Here is a 15487-nt window from a genome sequence, read left to right as displayed (position 1 = left end):
TCCTTTTGTATGATGTTGAAAATGTAAGTACGTCTGTCGTCTGTGAGGCAATTAAGCAAGGTGCTTCCGATATTCACCTTGTCCCAACAGATCATCGTTGGCTCATACAGTTTCGTATTAATGGAAAGTTGACCAATCATCAAGAGATACCACCGATTCTTGGAGAAAGATTACTGGGTCACCTAAAGTACAATAGTGGAATGAATATAGGTGAGAAAAGACTTCCTCAAAGCTATTCCATGAATGTAATAATTGATAAGAAAGAGTATGCATTGCGCCTATCTACGTTACCGACTCGAAACAAAGAAAGTCTAGCTATTCGAATTCTTCCTCAAACAGTCAATCATCAACTTATGTCTCTCCCCGTATTATTATCAAGTCAACGACATCTTATGCAATTACTTTCTTTTACTCACGGATTATGTTTAATCTCTGGTCCGACAGGGTCAGGAAAAACAACCACTCTTTACGCTATTCTAAACGAAATCCTTTCTAAAGAATCAAAAAAAATCATCACAATTGAAGATCCTATTGAACAATCAATTGATTCATTTATTCAAATCGAGACGAATCAAAAAGCAGGTATTACATTTGAAGTGGGATTAAAAGCAGCGCTTAGACATGACCCTGACATTATGATGGTCGGCGAAATTCGGGATGCGAATACAGCAAAGTTAGCTGTTCGTGCAGCTCTCACAGGGCATCTAGTCTTTGCGACCGTTCATGCTAGTAATAATTATGCTTCCATTTTAAGGTTGCTGGACTTTGGTGTATCGGAAAATGATGTTAAAGAAGCCTTGAAGGCTGTGATATGTCAATGTTTAGTTCGGAAAAAAAAAGCGGAGGACACGCGAGAACAGCGCAGTGCTTTATATACGTTTGAATACAATCAACAAATTAAACAAATGATTGAATGCACGACTATTCGTGAGGTGAATGACTTAAAGCACCAGGCAAGAAAAGCGTGGGCACTTGGAATCATCGAAGAGAACGAGTTAGAAAGGTTGTGGGTAGGGTGATTCGTTTATTTACCAATCACAACAACCGTATGAATTATGCTAAAACGCTACATCGGTTAGGCGTATTGCTAGAACAAGGTTATAAGATGGATGATGCATTAGCCTTTATGCTCATTCATGTGCCAGACTCTATGAAGCAACCACTTGAACAGGTGAAGATCGCTTTAAGAGAAGGTCAAGAGATACACCGAGCATTTTCTCTTTTTCCCATTCCAAGTGATATTGTCGCATTTTTATACTTTTACCAGTTTCATGGACAAGTTAGTGAAGGATTTATTAAGGCTGGTGAATTATTAAAAAAACGCCAAGAAGCAAAGGAGCAAGTACAGAAACTTCTTCGTTATCCGATTCTGTTAGTTTGGATCTGTTTTGTTGTTCTCCTCGTCCTTCATCAGTTTGTCGTACCACATTTCACCACTTTATTTGACACCCTTGGTGGTGAACCACCTCTCCTCACAACTTTTGTTCTACAATCTCTCAAAGCTGTTCCATATGTAGGTTTTCTTTTTCTTTTTTGTTTGGGTGCTTTAGCCGGATATTTAATCTTATCTAAAAAGAAGTGGTCTCCTAAACGTCGTATGCAATTTTATCTCAAGGTTCCGTTCCTCTCAACGATGGTACAACAAGTGTGTACATATTTCTTCTCATTACAATTCGGAAGGCTATTACTCACGGGGACTTCACTTCAACAAGCATTAAGCATTTTCGAAAAACAGGAACATTTACCATTTATGCAGCAAGAAGCAGTTTCACTTAAAGCGGAGCTGCGACTTGGTGTATCTTTGCACACATTAATTCGTAAAAGGGAGTATTTCACACAAGAGTTGGCATTTGTTATTGAGAACGGAGAGAGGACGGGCTATTTAGGTTCTGACCTAGAAAATTTTAGTTATTTAATTTATAATGAAATGGACGATAAATTAAAAAAATTCATGGATTTTTTGCAACCAATTGTTTTTTTATTTATCGGTGGATTTATTTTTATTTTATTTTTAGCGATTATGTTGCCGATGTTTCAAATGATTAGTACGATCCAATAGGCATTGTAGTAACTGTTTTAACGCTTTTTTTAGAGAAAGATCATATTTTTCTAAAAAAAGCTTGTTTTTTTATTTGGTTTCGTGGTACATTATTAAACGTCGCTGGTGCACAACAAACACACGGCTACAATCGATATTAAGTTAAGTAATTGGGGCCTTAGCTCAGCTGGGAGAGCGCCTGCCTTGCACGCAGGAGGTCAGCGGTTCGATCCCGCTAGGCTCCACCAACTGAATGATGGAGGAATACCCAAGTCTGGCTGAAGGGATCGGTCTTGAAAACCGACAGGCGGGTCAAACCGCGCGGGGGTTCGAATCCCTCTTCCTCCTCCATTTCATCTAACTTATGAGAATTTTTAAAGGATAATTTAACTCCTAAAAAAAGAGAACATCCTTTAATCTACAACGTCGCGGGGTGGAGCAGTTCGGTAGCTCGTCGGGCTCATAACCCGAAGGTCGGAGGTTCAAATCCTCCCCCCGCAACCAATTTAATTCAATTATAATGGTCCGGTAGTTCAGTTGGTTAGAATGCCTGCCTGTCACGCAGGAGGTCGCGGGTTCGAGTCCCGTCCGGACCGCCATTTAAAATTATATAGTGGAGGGGTAGCGAAGTGGCTAAACGCGGCGGACTGTAAATCCGCTCCTTCCGGGTTCGGCGGTTCGAATCCGTCCCCCTCCACCATTTATATTGAGGCGATTGTGGCGAAGTGGTTAACGCACCGGATTGTGATTCCGGCACTCGTGGGTTCAATTCCCATCAGTCGCCCCATATAAAATTTACGCAATGGGCTATCGCCAAGCGGTAAGGCAACGGATTTTGATTCCGTCATGCGTAGGTTCGAATCCTGCTAGCCCAGCCATTTCTTTGCGGAAGTAGTTCAGTGGTAGAACACCACCTTGCCAAGGTGGGGGTCGCGAGTTCGAATCTCGTCTTCCGCTTATACTAGCGCCCTTAGCTCAGCTGGATAGAGTGTTTGACTACGAATCAAAAGGTCGGGAGTTCGAATCTCTCAGGGCGCACCATTCCTTATCTATATAACAAGATTATTTATATGCGGGTGTAGTTTAGTGGTAAAACCTCAGCCTTCCAAGCTGATGATGTGAGTTCGATTCTCATCACCCGCTTTTTCTTATTTTCTAGGGGCCTGTAGCTCAGCTGGTTAGAGCGCACGCCTGATAAGCGTGAGGTCGGTGGTTCGAGTCCACTCAGGCCCACCATTCCACAGTAGCTCAGTGGTAGAGCAATCGGCTGTTAACCGATTGGTCGTAGGTTCGAGTCCTACCTGTGGAGCCATGGAGAAGTACCCAAGTGGCTGAAGGGGCGCCCCTGCTAAGGGTGTAGGTCGCGCAAGCGGCGCGAGGGTTCAAATCCCTCCTTCTCCGCCACTTTTTTATTTTAATGGCCCGTTGGTCAAGCGGTTAAGACACCGCCCTTTCACGGCGGTATCACGGGTTCGAATCCCGTACGGGTCACCATTAGCTTCATAATACGAATCTTGTTCTTTTCCTTGAATGGAAAGTGAACAAAAAGGTTAAGATAAAGCAAAGCATCGTCCGTAACCTTCGTGGTTAAACATCATTGAAAAACTACGAGCCATTAGCTCAGTTGGTAGAGCATCTGACTTTTAATCAGAGGGTCGAAGGTTCGAATCCTTCATGGCTCACCATTTAAATACGCGGGTGTGGCGGAATTGGCAGACGCGCTAGACTTAGGATCTAGTGTCTTACGACGTGGGGGTTCGAGTCCCTTCACCCGCATTGTCAAACCATTTGGTCGAATGACTGGATGGTTTTTTTGCGGAAATACAGAGCCATATTAAAAAAGCTAACGACAGTAAAATCAGTCGTTAGCTTTTTTTTGCTGGATCTTTTTTATCAGGAACTAAATCAATGCCGCCTTTGTGAAAGGGATGACATTTACTTAAACGTTTTATAGTTAACCAAGTCCCTTTTAATGCGCCAAAACGTTGAATCGCTTCGATTCCGTAGTGAGAACATGTCGGATAAAATCGACATGTTGGTGGTTTTAAGGGAGAGAGGATCTTTTGATAGAAGCGAATCAGTAATAACAAGATTTTTTTCATAAAAACCATCCTTCTAAAAAAAAGTTGCAGGAATTTAATCATATATGTCTAATTATAGCAAACGATGACAGAAGAAAGGAGGATAAAATGTTCCCCGTATCTCCCACGCCGCGTTAAAAACCTACCTCGAGGTGATTAAAAATGAAAAAGTTCTTAAAGCATGAAAAAGGTTTTACTTTAGTAGAAATGCTTGTTGTGTTAATGATTATCTCCATTCTCTTATTGATCGCGATTCCTAATATGACGAAAAACAATGAAGTGGCTGGTTCTAAAGGTTGTGAGGCAACGGTAAAGTTGATCCAAACCCAAGTACACGCTTACGAAATTGAAAATGGAAAGAAACTAGAGTCGCTTCAACCATTGCTTGATGAAAACTATATTGAAACCTCTACATGTCCGAATGGAGAAGTGCTCAAACTTACTAATGGTAAAGTGGAAGAGACTTCTTAATTGTGACCCATTCACAATCAGGACATACCCTTTTTGAATTACTCCTAACACTCTCCATCCTCTCCATTCTTCTACTTCTTCCTTTAATTTCTTTTCAATTTAACGTAAAAGATTATACACACGAACAAATTGCCGATCAATTTTTGCAGGACGTTTTACTTGCACAGCACTTAGCAATATCTAGTGGTTCGCAAGTGCGATTGCGCATTGAAAGTAGTACTAACGAGTATCGCGTGCAATCATTTGCAGGTGAACTCCTAGTAACTAGACCTTTCCCTGTAGAAAATATGTATTTTGAAACAAGCTCTCTCCCTAATAATAGCATCATCTTTTTGTCAAATGGGAATCCTCGGTATTCTGGAACAATGTTTTTGTATGTTGGTGACGATAAGTATGGATACACAGTTACACTCGGAAAGGGGCGAGTGAATTATCGAAAAATATAACGGATTCACTTTAATGGAAGTGATACTCTCCTTAGCGCTGTTATCTATGTGTTCCTTGGCGATTTTGCCTGCCTTCATAACGATCTACAATGAGCGATTAACGATCAAACAAGAAGAGGAAGTAAATACTTTATTGAAACAGTCTGTTCAAGACTACTTACGATCAGCTAAAGTCAATACTCCAGTGGATTCTTGGATGGAAAAACAGGAGCATCTCGATCCGGTAACAGGACTGTATGAGGTGTGTATCTCATTTAATGGAGAGAATACACGTTTTTATCAGAGGTGTCTGTATGCTAAGAGATGACGGCGGATTTACTTTGATGGAGACTCTGTTTGTATTGTGTATGGTTGTCATGTTTACTTTACTGATGCCAACCATGGTTAAAATAGTGCAACAAAGCTTTGGCGACAATACGAATTCAAAATTGGTTATGACTATTTTTTTTAATCAATTAGCTAGCGAGGTATCAGAATCAACATCCGTAGTAGCTAATGAAGGACATGTTGTCATGACAAAAGGGGATGGTACAGAGATCCGTTATAGTTATGTAGCAGGTGATCAAATTAGACGATATACCAATAATAGTGGGTATGTACCTATTCTTTATCAGGTGAAACGTTTTACTTGCGATAAAGAAAACGTTTTAGTAACTTGTGCTGTCTTATTACTAGACGGAACGGAAGGGAGTTTTAGAATGATGCCAATGTATGGGGTAGGTTCGAATGAACAATGAACGAGGGTTCGTTTATCCACTTGTCCTTATTCTTTGTACTTTGCTCGTTCTAGCGCTTTCTGCTCAGATGAATAGCTATATCGCAGAAAAGCGCTTTGTGACGGAACAAGGCTATATCAGCCAACTTGATGCCTACATGCAAATTGGTTTAATGGACTTTTTAAATGAAGTACAGACGATGGTTGAACCGACCCACTTTTTCTTTCCATATGACCACGGCAGCGTTACACTTAATGTAGAACAGAAAAAAAACACTGAATGGTTAGTGAGTTGTGTTGTTCGTTTAAATGATATAGATAGAAGTCGTCAGGCTCATTTTTTTTATGACGAACAGGCACATGTCATTCAGGAATACTGGGAGGTTTCAAGGCGTGAATGAACGGATTTATTTAACGGGCTTTATGGGATCTGGAAAAACAACCGTTGGACTTGCTTTAGCCAAAGCAATTGGGTATCATGTTATTGACACGGATCAATGGATTGAACAAAGTGAAGGGCTAGCGATATCAGATATGTTTCAAAAATACGGAGAGGAGTACTTTCGTTCGTTAGAGACCAAAGTGCTATCTGAGCTTGCAGAAAAAAAAGCCGTCGTAACAACAGGAGGAGGAATTATCCTTCGGTCTAAAAATAGAGAAATGATGAACAATTCAGGGTGTGTCGTTTTTCTAGATTGCGCGGTAGAAGAGATTGTCCGTCGCACAATGAATGATCAATCAAGACCTTTGCTTAAGAATAAAGATATGAACGAAATAAAAGCAATGTATCAAAATCGCTTACCATTATACAAAGAAGCGACGGTGACGATTGATACAACAGAAAAATCTATCTTAGAAATTGTTGATGAATTAAAGTCATATTTGCTTAGATAAAGATCTTTTCGGCCATACTAAAATGAATAACCATTGAGGTGATGGCCATGTCTTTAAATGACTATGTGAAGTTTGTGACTCAACAACTCGTCTTACGATTAGATCAACCGAAAGAGGCACGAAAGGCTGAACGAGAAGCGCGTAAAGCCGATAAACTACCTTTGGTGTATCGGACGTTTGGGATCGTTCCCCTAGCCATAAAATTATTTTTAGATAAGCGATCTACTAAGAATAAGGGTGAACGGTGAACGGATCTCGTTCCCCTTATTTTCATACCAATTTGCTAATTTGTCTCTGTGAAAAATAAGGAGACACAGATTTGCCATCGATCAAGCATTTACAAGCAAAGATTGTCTCGTATATAATAAGTTTGTACTCTATAATTTGATAACTAGCATTATGACTTCCAATTAGATGGAAAGTAATTGCAAAAAGAAGGAGGGAGTAAGCAGATGGATCGCATGTTTCGTGTTTTAGCGTTCTGGACAGGGATCTTCGCAGTCTTGTTCTTTGTTGGTGATATGGTTAATATGGCTTTGCTATTCTTTGCACAAACAGGTGCATTATTAGCGTTAAGTTATTTAAACTTATCTGAGCGCGTGTATATTTACATTTTCGGTGCGTACTTGACAGTTTTCTTTGTTGGTTTTACCTACTATTCAACTTTCTTATTAGTACCAGGCGTCGGTGGTCACTAAGATAAGCGTTACATATACGCAAAAAAAACGTTACTCAACGGTTGAGTAACGTTTTTTATCTTGATTCTAAAAACCTGATAGAAAAGGGTTGCTATCCATTTCTTCAGCTATAGTTGTCGTTGGTCCGTGACCAGAAGCGACAATGGTTTCTTCTGGAAGCTCTAGCAACTTCGTATGAATACTTGCTAGCAATTGCTCGTGATTCCCCCCAGGAAGATCTGTTCTACCGATACTTTGTTTAAATAGAGCATCTCCTGAGAAAACCACTCCGATCTCTTTTGAGTAGTAAGAGACACTGCCTGGTGAATGACCCGGCGTATGATACACATCAAAGGTGAATGAGCCAATCAGGAGAGGTTGTTCTTTTTCAATGATATGGTCTGCATTTTGAGCAGAAATGGCGGCATCACCTAAAAAGCGTGAGGATCCGTTTTGATCAGGGTCCCCGAGCCAGCTTTGCTCTTCAGTATGAATGTATACAGGACATGCAAATGCTTCGCGGACATCATCAACAGCACCGATATGATCAAAGTGTGCGTGGGTTAACAAGATAGCTAATGGTTTGATCGTCTCTTCATTTAGCCACTTTACAAGTTCTGGTCCATTCCCACCTGGATCAAAAATGACGGCTTCCTTGCTATCATTTACAAGGACATATGCATTTGTTTGTAAGGGACCAAGTGGAATTTGAGTCCAATTCATTTTATCGCCTCCAAGGTTTTTCTTATATACCAATACTCACTTATCTTACATGCTTCTAAGTAAAGATTCAAAGCGCAAGTGATGAGCAATCGATGAAAAATGTTCACAGGTCCTCTTAATTTTAGGATGTATTAAAAGTTTGAACGAAGTATAATAATGAGAGCATTTATTTTGGGAGTTCGTACAACTTATAAAACAGAGCCTATGTGATAATGATGGAATGGCTTTCACTTTGATTGATTCACCTCTTGTTGTGGAGCAAACTTTTGTTTATAATAAGATGTACAAACTACGAACTGAGTTCTTTACATAAGGAGGGTGAACCCGTATGTTCTTAGCAATTACTTTTTTATTAGTAGCAATTCTGTCGGCTTTTGGTATGGTCGGTGAAATGCGTAGAAAGAATTTCTTTGGAGTAGGTTTTGCTGCAATATCATTGGCTGTATTTGGATGGTTCGCAGTCATGACGATTTTCTCCATTATTGCAGGTGCAGGTACAACTGTCTAATCGTTTAAATGCCCTTATCATTTATGATAAGGGCATTTTTTTTAGTGGAACACTTGTTGTTGTAAATAAAAGATACCTCCGTTCACTATTTTGACGTGGATATTAGGCTCATATTGTTCTCGTAAGGCTGCTTTTTCAAGCTCGTAACTTTCAGGTTTCTCCTCGTGCTCTTCATAAAATTGTTCTAATAAAGCTAAATCATCATCCCATCTTTGGATTGCATCACGCGCCCAAGAGGGATTTTCATTTTCAGCGTACGTTTTGATCATTTTCTGCAAGCGAACCATGCCGCTTTTAGGAGTAATGAGTGGAGTGAGGGTAAAACAATAATCAGGTATTGATGAACGAAGCTGTTTATCTTGAATGTACTCATAGAAACTAGGCACAATTTGTCCGTGGATTAAATTCAACCCAAGAGACAATAAAACATCCTTTTTACGGTCGCATTGAAAAGACACTTTCGCATTAATACTTAGCCAGGGCTGCAGGGGAGTGGACTGATTTGTTGGTGATAATATGTGTTCATATAGTCGAATAAAGCCACCAAGTGTTCTAGTTGTAGAAAATAATTGATGCAAACGTGGAGAGCCATAATGAATGGCTTCTCCACGTAGGTCACTTGGTGCGTTTGCTTTATCTGTAATAAAAGTGACTTGCATCGGCTGAGGTGTTCCACCAGTCTTTTCTAAATAATGCCAATAAAACGGTCGATTCATTAATAATTTATCAAGTTCAACCGACAACTGAACGGTGAGATGAGTGGCTGTATTTTCAATAATAGGACTGTCATTGCCTGTGAAATACCGTTCAAGGAAATCATGAATCTGTTGCTGTTGCATCGAGTCTCTCCTCCTCCATCTCCTGCCGTTCTGCTGCTGCTTCATTCATAATCGCAGCTAAGTGTTCCAGTTTAATTTTCACCTCTCCATCAGACTCTGAATGCACAAGTATTTCTTTCACATGTGCTTCGATCGATGGAAGCTCTATCCGAGTTAAGATTTCATCTAATTCTCCAATGACAGATTCGAAGAGGTGAATCTTTTCATAAAGTAATTTTAGAATATGTTGTTCGACAGTATCTTCAACAGCGAAGTTATAGATTCGTACATCATTTTTTTGCCCTAAACGATGAATACGTCCAATGCGTTGCTCAATTCGCATCGGGTTCCATGGTAAATCAAAATTAATTATATGACTACAAAATTGAAGGTTAATTCCTTCTCCACCGGCCTCTGTGGCAATGAGAACGTCAGCATGAGATTCAAACAATTGACGCATCCAGTCTTTCTTTCCTCGCTTGAAACCACCTCTAAAAGGAACAGAGGATATGCCATTTTGCTTTAGGTACCATTGAAGGTAAAGTTGCGTTGCCCGGTACTCAGTAAAAATGATGACTTTGTCATTGATTTGTTTAACAATCTCTAATGCCTTTTCTGCCTTCGCATGGCCATCAACTTCTCCAATCATATTCAAAAGTTTTTCGGCTTCAGGAAAGCTTCGTTCCTCCTTATGCGCTTTTTCCACCATATTTTTTAACGTCATAAATGCCGCCTCTCGACTACTACAAATCTCTCGCTGGAGAGTGATCAGCGAAAAGTGACTTGAATCAGCTTTGAGAGAAGATAAGGCTTCATAAAATTCTCGTTCTTTTGGACTGAACGTAATAGGGACTGTTTCGACAATGCGCTTTGTCCAAGTGATTCCTGTTTCTTCTCGCCGATTCCGTACCATTACTTTACTAACAAGCTCCCTTAATTTTTCGTCATTTTTTGGAGAGCGTTTATTTGAGCGAAACTCTTTTTCAAAACTAGAAATGTCGCCTAAGTGACCAGGTTTTAAAAGGGACACAAGGTTAAAAATTTCTTCTAATTTATTTTGAACAGGAGTTGCTGTTAACAGTAAACAAAATTTCTTTTTTAAATGTCGGATGAACTCATAGTTTTTTGTCTTCGGGTTCTTTAACTTATGAGCTTCGTCAATAATGATAAGGTCATAGGATTGGTTCATCACAATGTCTCGATGTGGCTGACGCTTGGCTGTATCGATAGAAGCGACAACGACATCATATTGATCCCATACGTACGTTTTACGTTGAGGAACAGCGGGGATGAAAAATTTATTGTTAAGTTCGATTGCCCATTGAGAAACAAGTGATGCAGGAACAAGTATAAGTGCTTTTTTTACGAGTCCACGAATCATGTATTCTTTTAATATGAGACCAGCCTCAATGGTTTTACCGAGGCCTACTTCATCAGCTAGTATAGCTTTACCGTTCATTTGTCCAATGACGGTATTGGCGACTTCTATCTGATGAGGAAATGGTTTAAGTTGTGGAAGGTGGTTTGGGGCTATTAAGCCTTCAAAGTCAGGTATAATCTGATGTTGTTCAGCTTCATAGGCTAGTTTAACTAGTTCCCAATTTGAAAACGGACCTTCTTGTTCTAATCTTTCAGTAAATAAGTCATTCCAATTATGGTCAAAGTGGATAGGGATATTCATCACCGTTCATCCTTTCCTAAAAGAAACTATTGCGCAATCTAAATCATCTTGATAGGATATGAATAGAAGAGTCGGACAATTCGTTGAATTCTGTCAGGAGACATCATCAATCGACAAGTATACAGTATCTTTTCGTATTCTTTGTTGGTTTAAATAGTAGTATGTACCAATTTACATAAAAACATGAAAAGTTGATCCTTGAAAATAAACTAATCGCGGATGATTATAGGGGGAGAGACTGCGTGTTGGTTGCGCAGCGCCGAAGGAGCAAGCAACAATTGCGAATCTCTCAGGCAAAAAAGACTCTTATGGGACGCAGCTCTGGAGAGTGCTCTAACTTAGAGCCACCCACGAAGACAGTTCGATTAAAGGACGAAACTTTCTGGTTTAAGGACAGAGTTATACAACTAACTGTATAACTCTGTCCTTTTTTGTGTTTGGGAGAAGATGTTGTTAATGGGTTTCTCACAAAAAGAGGGGGATAAAGATGTCGACATTAAAACGAACACCTTTGTTTAATGAATACGAAAAAAGTGGAGCGAAGACGATTGATTTTGGCGGATGGGATTTGCCTGTTCAGTTTTCCAGTATCAAAGAGGAACATGAGGCCGTTCGTACAAGAGCTGGACTTTTTGATGTTTCTCATATGGGAGAAGTTGAAGTAAAAGGGCCCAATGCGCTAGCTTTCCTTCAAAAGGTAATGACGAATGATGTCAGTAAGCTTGTCGATGAGCAAGCGCAATATACAGTCATGTGCTATCAAGATGGTGGGACAGTTGATGATTTACTAGTTTATCGAAAGGCAGAAGATGACTATTTGCTTGTAATCAACGCATCTAACATTGAAAAAGATGTGGAGTGGTTAAAAGAGCATGTTATTGAGGGAGTAGAACTCGTACATATTTCGTTTGACATGGCTCAACTTGCAATCCAAGGTCCGTTAGCTGAGGGAATATTACAAAAATTGACAGAAGCGAACTTAGCTGAGATTGGCTTTTTCCGGTTTAAAGATGATGTAGACTTAGCAGGAATCAAGAGCCTTGTGTCAAGAACCGGTTACACAGGTGAAGATGGGTTTGAGATTTATTGTGAGTCAGATCAGGCGGCAACATTATGGCAAGCGATATTAGAGGCTGGGCAGGGTGATGGATTAGTTCCTTGTGGGTTAGGTGCCCGTGATACGTTACGTTTCGAAGCGAAATTGCCATTGTATGGCCAGGAACTAACGCATGAAATTACACCACTTGAAGCAGGCATTGGTTTTGCAGTGAAATTAAATAAAGAGGCAGATTTTATTGGGAAAGAAGCGCTACTTGCTCAAAAAGAAAATGGCTTGACAAGAAAGCTTGTTGGAATTGAAATGATTGATAAAGGTATTCCTCGAACTGGGTATGAGGTATTGATGGATGATCAAACAATTGGGTTTGTCACTACAGGAACACAATCTCCTACATTAAAGAAAAATGTTGGATTGGCAGTCATAGATAATACCTATACCGAGCTTGGAACAGAAGTATTTGTTCAAGTACGAAAAAAGAAATTAAAGGCTGTTGTTACGAAAACACCGTTTTACAAGCGTCCGAAAGCATAAGGGGGATCTAGTGGCTATGACAAATCGTTACTTACCAATGACAGAACAAGATCAATTAGACATGCTTAAGACCATTGGAGTCAAAAGCATAGAAGAACTCTTTTCAGATATTCCAGAGGGCATACGATATAAGGGAGAATTAAACATCCCTAAAGCATTGAAAGAGCCTGAGCTTATCCGTTATTTTGAAGGACTAGCTTCTAAAAATATTTCATTGAAGCAAAAAGTGTCGTTTCTAGGTGCGGGGGTGTATGAACATTACATTCCGTCCATCGTTGATCATGTGATCTCGCGCTCTGAATTTTATACAGCATATACACCGTATCAGCCAGAAATTTCACAAGGAGAATTGCAGGGCATATTTGAATTTCAAACGATGATTAGTGAGCTAACGGGAATGGATCTAGCGAACTCTTCTATGTATGATGGTCCAACCGCGCTTGCAGAAGCAGCTATGATGAGTGCAGGTCAGACGAAAAAGAAGACGATTCTTGTTTCAAAGGCCGTTCATCCCGAGGCGCGTGAAGTGTTAAAAACAAATGCGTTCGGGCAAAATCTCGAGGTTATCGAAATCGATGTGACAGATGGTGTAACAAATCTTTCTCAGCTTGAAGAAACTTACAATGAAGACACCTCGTGTGTGATTGTTCAACATCCGAACTTCTTTGGAAACTTAGAGTCCTTAGGTGAGATCGAAAAAATTACTCATAGCAAGAAAGCAATGTTTGTTGTTTCAAGCAACCCACTTTCGCTAGGATTGTTAAAATCACCTGGTGAATATGGGGCAGATATTGTTGTTGGGGATGCGCAACCATTTGGAATTGCTCCTCAATTTGGAGGTCCTCATTGTGGTTACTTTGCGACAACGAAAAAATTAATGAGAAAAGTACCGGGTCGTTTAGTTGGTCAAACGACCGATGAACATGGGCAACGTGGCTTTGTTCTAACATTGCAAGCGAGAGAGCAGCATATCCGCCGTGAAAAAGCGACGTCAAACATTTGCTCAAACCAAGCATTAAACGCTTTGGCAGCTGCTGTTGCAATGAGTGCACTTGGTAAGTCAGGAATCAAAGAAGTCGCTTACCAAAACCTGCAGAAAGCAGCCTATGCGAAACGAATGTTGAAGGAAAATGGGGTAGATGTGAAGGAATCAGGTACGTCCTTTAATGAATTCATCATCAATGTAGGAAAACCTGTACGTGAAATCAACAAGTTGTTGTTGGAAAAAGGGTTTATTGGTGGTTATGATCTAAGTGTTAATTACCCTGAACTTGATGGTCATATGTTAGTTGCTGTGACTGAAGTGCGCACGAAGGAAGAAATAGATCAGTTTGCCAAAGAATTGGGGGCGTTAGTATGAACAACCAAGATCAGCCACTCGTTTTTGAATTAAGTAAAGAAGGTCGAATTGGCCATAGTCTACCAGAACTTGATATCCCAACAGAGCCTTTAGAGGACTTACTTCCAAGTGAATTTATAAGAGAGAATTCAGCAGAACTCCCAGAAGTCTCTGAATTACAATTAATGCGTCATTACACAGCATTATCGAAACGTAACCACGGTGTAGATTCTGGCTTTTATCCACTTGGTTCGTGTACGATGAAATACAATCCTAAAATTAATGAAGATGTGGCTCGTTTTCCTGGGCTTGCGTATGTGCATCCTCATCAACCCCACGAGCAAGTACAAGGTTCACTTGAGCTGATGTATGAGCTTCAAACATCACTCGCAGAAATTACAGGGATGGATGAAGTCACGCTACAGCCTGCAGCTGGGGCTCATGGCGAGTGGACAGGATTAATGATGATTCGTGCGTTTCATGAATCAAATGGAGATACGAATAGAACGAAAGTGGTTGTTCCTGATTCAGCCCATGGCACGAACCCGGCTTCGGCTACTGTGGCGGGATTTGACTCTGTTACCGTACGAACAAACGAAGAAGGCTTAGTGGACCTTGAACATTTACGAGAGGTCGTCGGTTCTGATACAGCGGCTCTTATGTTAACAAACCCTAATACACTTGGATTGTTTGAAACATACATCGAGGAGATGGCTTCCATCATTCATAAAGCAGGTGGAAAACTTTATTATGATGGTGCTAACTCTAATGCGATCTTAGGCATTGCAAGACCTGGTGATATGGGCTTTGACGTCGTACATTTAAATCTTCATAAAACGTTTACAGGTCCACATGGTGGCGGTGGTCCAGGTTCTGGTCCAGTCGGCGTGAAAAAGGATTTAATTCCTTATTTACCAAAGCCGGTTTTGGTGAAGATAGGGGACATGTATCAGTTTGATAATGATCGCCCAAAATCAATAGGAAGAGTTAAACCTTACTATGGAAACTACGGAATTAATGTCCGGGCCTATACGTATATTCGGACGATGGGACCTATCGGCTTACGTCAAGTATCGGAATATGCTGTTTTAAATGCAAATTATATGATGAGACGTCTTGAACCTCACTTTGATCTTCCATATACGCAGCATTGTAAACATGAGTTTGTTATTTCAGGGCGTAAGCAGAAGAAATTAGGGGTTCGTACACTTGATATGGCAAAGCGTTTATTAGACTTTGGCTATCACCCACCAACGATCTACTTCCCGCTGAATGTCGAAGAATGCATGATGTTTGAACCGACAGAAACAGAGTCAAAAGAAACATTGGATGAGTTCTGTGATGCCATGATCCAGATTGCAAAAGAAGTTGAAGAAAATCCTGAGATTGTTCAAGAAGCACCTCATCACACAGTCATTAGCCGATTAGATGAAACAACCGCAGCAAGAAAACCGATCTTGCGCTATCAGAAGGCATAAAGAAAGAGGCTGAGTTACCTACTCAGC

18 protein-coding genes, 16 tRNA genes and 2 riboswitches are annotated in these 15487 nt (G+C 40.3%); of the genes, 30 read left to right on the top strand and 4 right to left on the bottom strand.

The genetic code is table 11. The features are described from left to right. The first annotated feature begins 5 nt into the window (after positions 1–5). The 18 genes from comGA (at position 6) to CDZ88_RS10290 (ending at position 3814) form a co-directional block, all read left to right on the top strand. Entirely contained in the window at positions 6–1019 is a 1014-nt protein-coding gene (gene comGA, locus CDZ88_RS10375) for a competence type IV pilus ATPase ComGA (protein ID WP_157796530.1), read from the top strand. Further along, positions 1016–2059, top strand: a complete 1044-nt coding sequence (gene comGB / locus CDZ88_RS10370; protein WP_100373471.1) for a competence type IV pilus assembly protein ComGB — start codon at positions 1016–1018, stop codon at positions 2057–2059. Before comGA ends, comGB begins: the two co-directional genes overlap by 4 nt. 151 nt (positions 2060–2210) lie before the next feature. Beyond that, positions 2211–2286 (top strand) — tRNA-Ala (locus CDZ88_RS10365). Between the two features lie 10 nt (positions 2287–2296). Further along, positions 2297–2389, top strand: a tRNA-Ser gene (locus tag CDZ88_RS10360). Positions 2390–2465: 76 nt separating this feature from the next. Continuing rightward, positions 2466–2542 (top strand) — tRNA-Met (locus tag CDZ88_RS10355). An 18-nt stretch (positions 2543–2560) separates the two neighbouring features. Continuing rightward, a tRNA-Asp gene (locus CDZ88_RS10350) sits at positions 2561–2637 on the top strand. 16 nt (positions 2638–2653) lie between these two features. After that, positions 2654–2738: transfer RNA gene (locus tag CDZ88_RS10345), tRNA-Tyr, on the top strand. Positions 2739–2749: 11 nt separating this feature from the next. Continuing rightward, positions 2750–2825: transfer RNA gene (locus CDZ88_RS10340), tRNA-His, on the top strand. Between the two features lie 16 nt (positions 2826–2841). Continuing rightward, positions 2842–2916: transfer RNA gene (locus CDZ88_RS10335), tRNA-Gln, on the top strand. Between the two features lie 7 nt (positions 2917–2923). Next, positions 2924–2995: transfer RNA gene (locus tag CDZ88_RS10330), tRNA-Gly, on the top strand. Between the two features lie 7 nt (positions 2996–3002). Beyond that, positions 3003–3079: transfer RNA gene (locus tag CDZ88_RS10325), tRNA-Arg, on the top strand. A 31-nt stretch (positions 3080–3110) separates the two neighbouring features. Beyond that, positions 3111–3181 (top strand) — tRNA-Gly (locus CDZ88_RS10320). Positions 3182–3197: 16 nt separating this feature from the next. After that, positions 3198–3274: transfer RNA gene (locus tag CDZ88_RS10315), tRNA-Ile, on the top strand. 1 nt (position 3275) lies between these two features. Next, positions 3276–3350, top strand: a tRNA-Asn gene (locus tag CDZ88_RS10310). A 1-nt stretch (position 3351) separates the two neighbouring features. Then, positions 3352–3442, top strand: a tRNA-Ser gene (locus CDZ88_RS10305). Positions 3443–3457: 15 nt separating this feature from the next. Further along, positions 3458–3532: transfer RNA gene (locus CDZ88_RS10300), tRNA-Glu, on the top strand. Positions 3533–3647: 115 nt separating this feature from the next. After that, positions 3648–3723, top strand: a tRNA-Lys gene (locus CDZ88_RS10295). Between the two features lie 9 nt (positions 3724–3732). Then, a tRNA-Leu gene (locus CDZ88_RS10290) sits at positions 3733–3814 on the top strand. Between the two features lie 89 nt (positions 3815–3903). Here the strand turns inward: CDZ88_RS10290 and yidD are convergent. Beyond that, entirely contained in the window at positions 3904–4140 is a 237-nt protein-coding gene (gene yidD, locus CDZ88_RS10285) for a membrane protein insertion efficiency factor YidD (RefSeq protein WP_100373470.1), read from the bottom strand. A gap of 141 nt (positions 4141–4281) precedes the next feature. Here yidD and comGC point away from each other — a divergent pair, with 141 nt between their 5' ends. From comGC to CDZ88_RS10245, 8 genes are all read left to right on the top strand, one after another. After that, positions 4282–4590, top strand: a complete 309-nt coding sequence (gene comGC / locus CDZ88_RS10280; protein WP_100373469.1) for a competence type IV pilus major pilin ComGC — start codon at positions 4282–4284, stop codon at positions 4588–4590. 2 nt (positions 4591–4592) lie between these two features. Next, positions 4593–5036 carry a competence type IV pilus minor pilin ComGD gene (gene comGD, locus CDZ88_RS10275; protein ID WP_100373468.1) on the top strand — a complete coding sequence of 148 codons (444 nt, stop codon included), beginning with the start codon at positions 4593–4595 and terminating at the stop codon, positions 5034–5036. Further along, positions 5020–5343 carry a competence type IV pilus minor pilin ComGE gene (gene comGE / locus CDZ88_RS10270; protein ID WP_442857120.1) on the top strand — a complete coding sequence of 108 codons (324 nt, stop codon included), beginning with the start codon at positions 5020–5022 and terminating at the stop codon, positions 5341–5343. Before comGD ends, comGE begins: the two co-directional genes overlap by 17 nt. Then, positions 5330–5773, top strand: a complete 444-nt coding sequence (gene comGF / locus CDZ88_RS10265) for a competence type IV pilus minor pilin ComGF (RefSeq protein ID WP_157796529.1) — start codon at positions 5330–5332, stop codon at positions 5771–5773. The genes comGE and comGF overlap by 14 nt, the downstream gene beginning before the upstream one ends. Next, positions 5763–6152 (top strand): competence type IV pilus minor pilin ComGG, encoded by a 390-nt coding sequence (gene comGG, locus CDZ88_RS10260; RefSeq protein WP_100373465.1) that lies wholly within the window; start codon positions 5763–5765, stop codon positions 6150–6152. The genes comGF and comGG overlap by 11 nt, the downstream gene beginning before the upstream one ends. Then, on the top strand, positions 6145–6645 hold the full coding sequence (locus CDZ88_RS10255; protein WP_100373464.1) for a shikimate kinase: 501 nt from the start codon (positions 6145–6147) through the stop codon (positions 6643–6645). Before comGG ends, CDZ88_RS10255 begins: the two co-directional genes overlap by 8 nt. A gap of 47 nt (positions 6646–6692) precedes the next feature. Continuing rightward, the gene (locus tag CDZ88_RS10250; protein ID WP_100373463.1) at positions 6693–6893 is read left to right on the top strand and encodes a YqzE family protein; all 201 of its coding nucleotides are present in this window, start codon (positions 6693–6695) and stop codon (positions 6891–6893) included. Positions 6894–7097: 204 nt separating this feature from the next. Continuing rightward, on the top strand, positions 7098–7343 hold the full coding sequence (locus tag CDZ88_RS10245) for a DUF2626 domain-containing protein (RefSeq protein ID WP_100373462.1): 246 nt from the start codon (positions 7098–7100) through the stop codon (positions 7341–7343). A gap of 66 nt (positions 7344–7409) precedes the next feature. Here CDZ88_RS10245 and CDZ88_RS10240 read toward each other — a convergent pair whose 3' ends face one another. Next, positions 7410–8045, bottom strand: coding sequence for an MBL fold metallo-hydrolase (locus CDZ88_RS10240; protein ID WP_100373461.1), 636 nt, complete (start codon positions 8043–8045; stop codon positions 7410–7412). A 328-nt stretch (positions 8046–8373) separates the two neighbouring features. Between CDZ88_RS10240 and CDZ88_RS10235 the strand changes: the two genes are divergently transcribed. After that, the gene (locus CDZ88_RS10235; protein WP_100373460.1) at positions 8374–8553 is read left to right on the top strand and encodes a DUF2759 domain-containing protein; all 180 of its coding nucleotides are present in this window, start codon (positions 8374–8376) and stop codon (positions 8551–8553) included. A 41-nt stretch (positions 8554–8594) separates the two neighbouring features. On the opposite strand, the gene CDZ88_RS10230 is transcribed toward CDZ88_RS10235, so the two are convergent. Beyond that, positions 8595–9392, bottom strand: coding sequence for a YqhG family protein (locus tag CDZ88_RS10230; RefSeq protein ID WP_100373459.1), 798 nt, complete (start codon positions 9390–9392; stop codon positions 8595–8597). Then, complete coding sequence (locus CDZ88_RS10225) at positions 9370–11052, bottom strand: DEAD/DEAH box helicase (RefSeq protein ID WP_100373458.1); 1683 nt, start codon at positions 11050–11052, stop codon at positions 9370–9372. The genes CDZ88_RS10230 and CDZ88_RS10225 overlap by 23 nt, the downstream gene beginning before the upstream one ends. A gap of 219 nt (positions 11053–11271) precedes the next feature. Then, a riboswitch (glycine riboswitch) is annotated at positions 11272–11368 on the top strand. Between the two features lies 1 nt (position 11369). Beyond that, positions 11370–11453, top strand: a riboswitch (glycine riboswitch). Between the two features lie 86 nt (positions 11454–11539). Here CDZ88_RS10225 and gcvT point away from each other — a divergent pair. Genes gcvT through gcvPB form a run of 3 tightly spaced genes read left to right on the top strand, consistent with a single transcriptional unit; the run spans position 11540 to position 15460 of the window. Next, the gene (gene gcvT / locus CDZ88_RS10220; protein WP_100373457.1) at positions 11540–12643 is read left to right on the top strand and encodes a glycine cleavage system aminomethyltransferase GcvT; all 1104 of its coding nucleotides are present in this window, start codon (positions 11540–11542) and stop codon (positions 12641–12643) included. Positions 12644–12659: 16 nt separating this feature from the next. After that, positions 12660–14003: an aminomethyl-transferring glycine dehydrogenase subunit GcvPA gene (gene gcvPA / locus CDZ88_RS10215; RefSeq protein WP_100373456.1), complete on the top strand. Its 1344-nt coding sequence runs from the start codon at positions 12660–12662 to the stop codon at positions 14001–14003. After that, complete coding sequence (gene gcvPB, locus CDZ88_RS10210; protein ID WP_100373455.1) at positions 14000–15460, top strand: aminomethyl-transferring glycine dehydrogenase subunit GcvPB; 1461 nt, start codon at positions 14000–14002, stop codon at positions 15458–15460. The genes gcvPA and gcvPB overlap by 4 nt, the downstream gene beginning before the upstream one ends. Positions 15461–15487: the final 27 nt, after the last annotated feature.

Source organism: Bacillus sp. FJAT-45037, from assembly GCF_002797325.1.
Taxonomy (GTDB): Bacteria; Bacillota; Bacilli; order Bacillales; family Bacillaceae_D; genus Alkalihalophilus.
The sequence above is the reverse complement of the archived record's forward strand: the minus strand, read 5'-3'. Positions and strand labels throughout refer to the sequence as shown.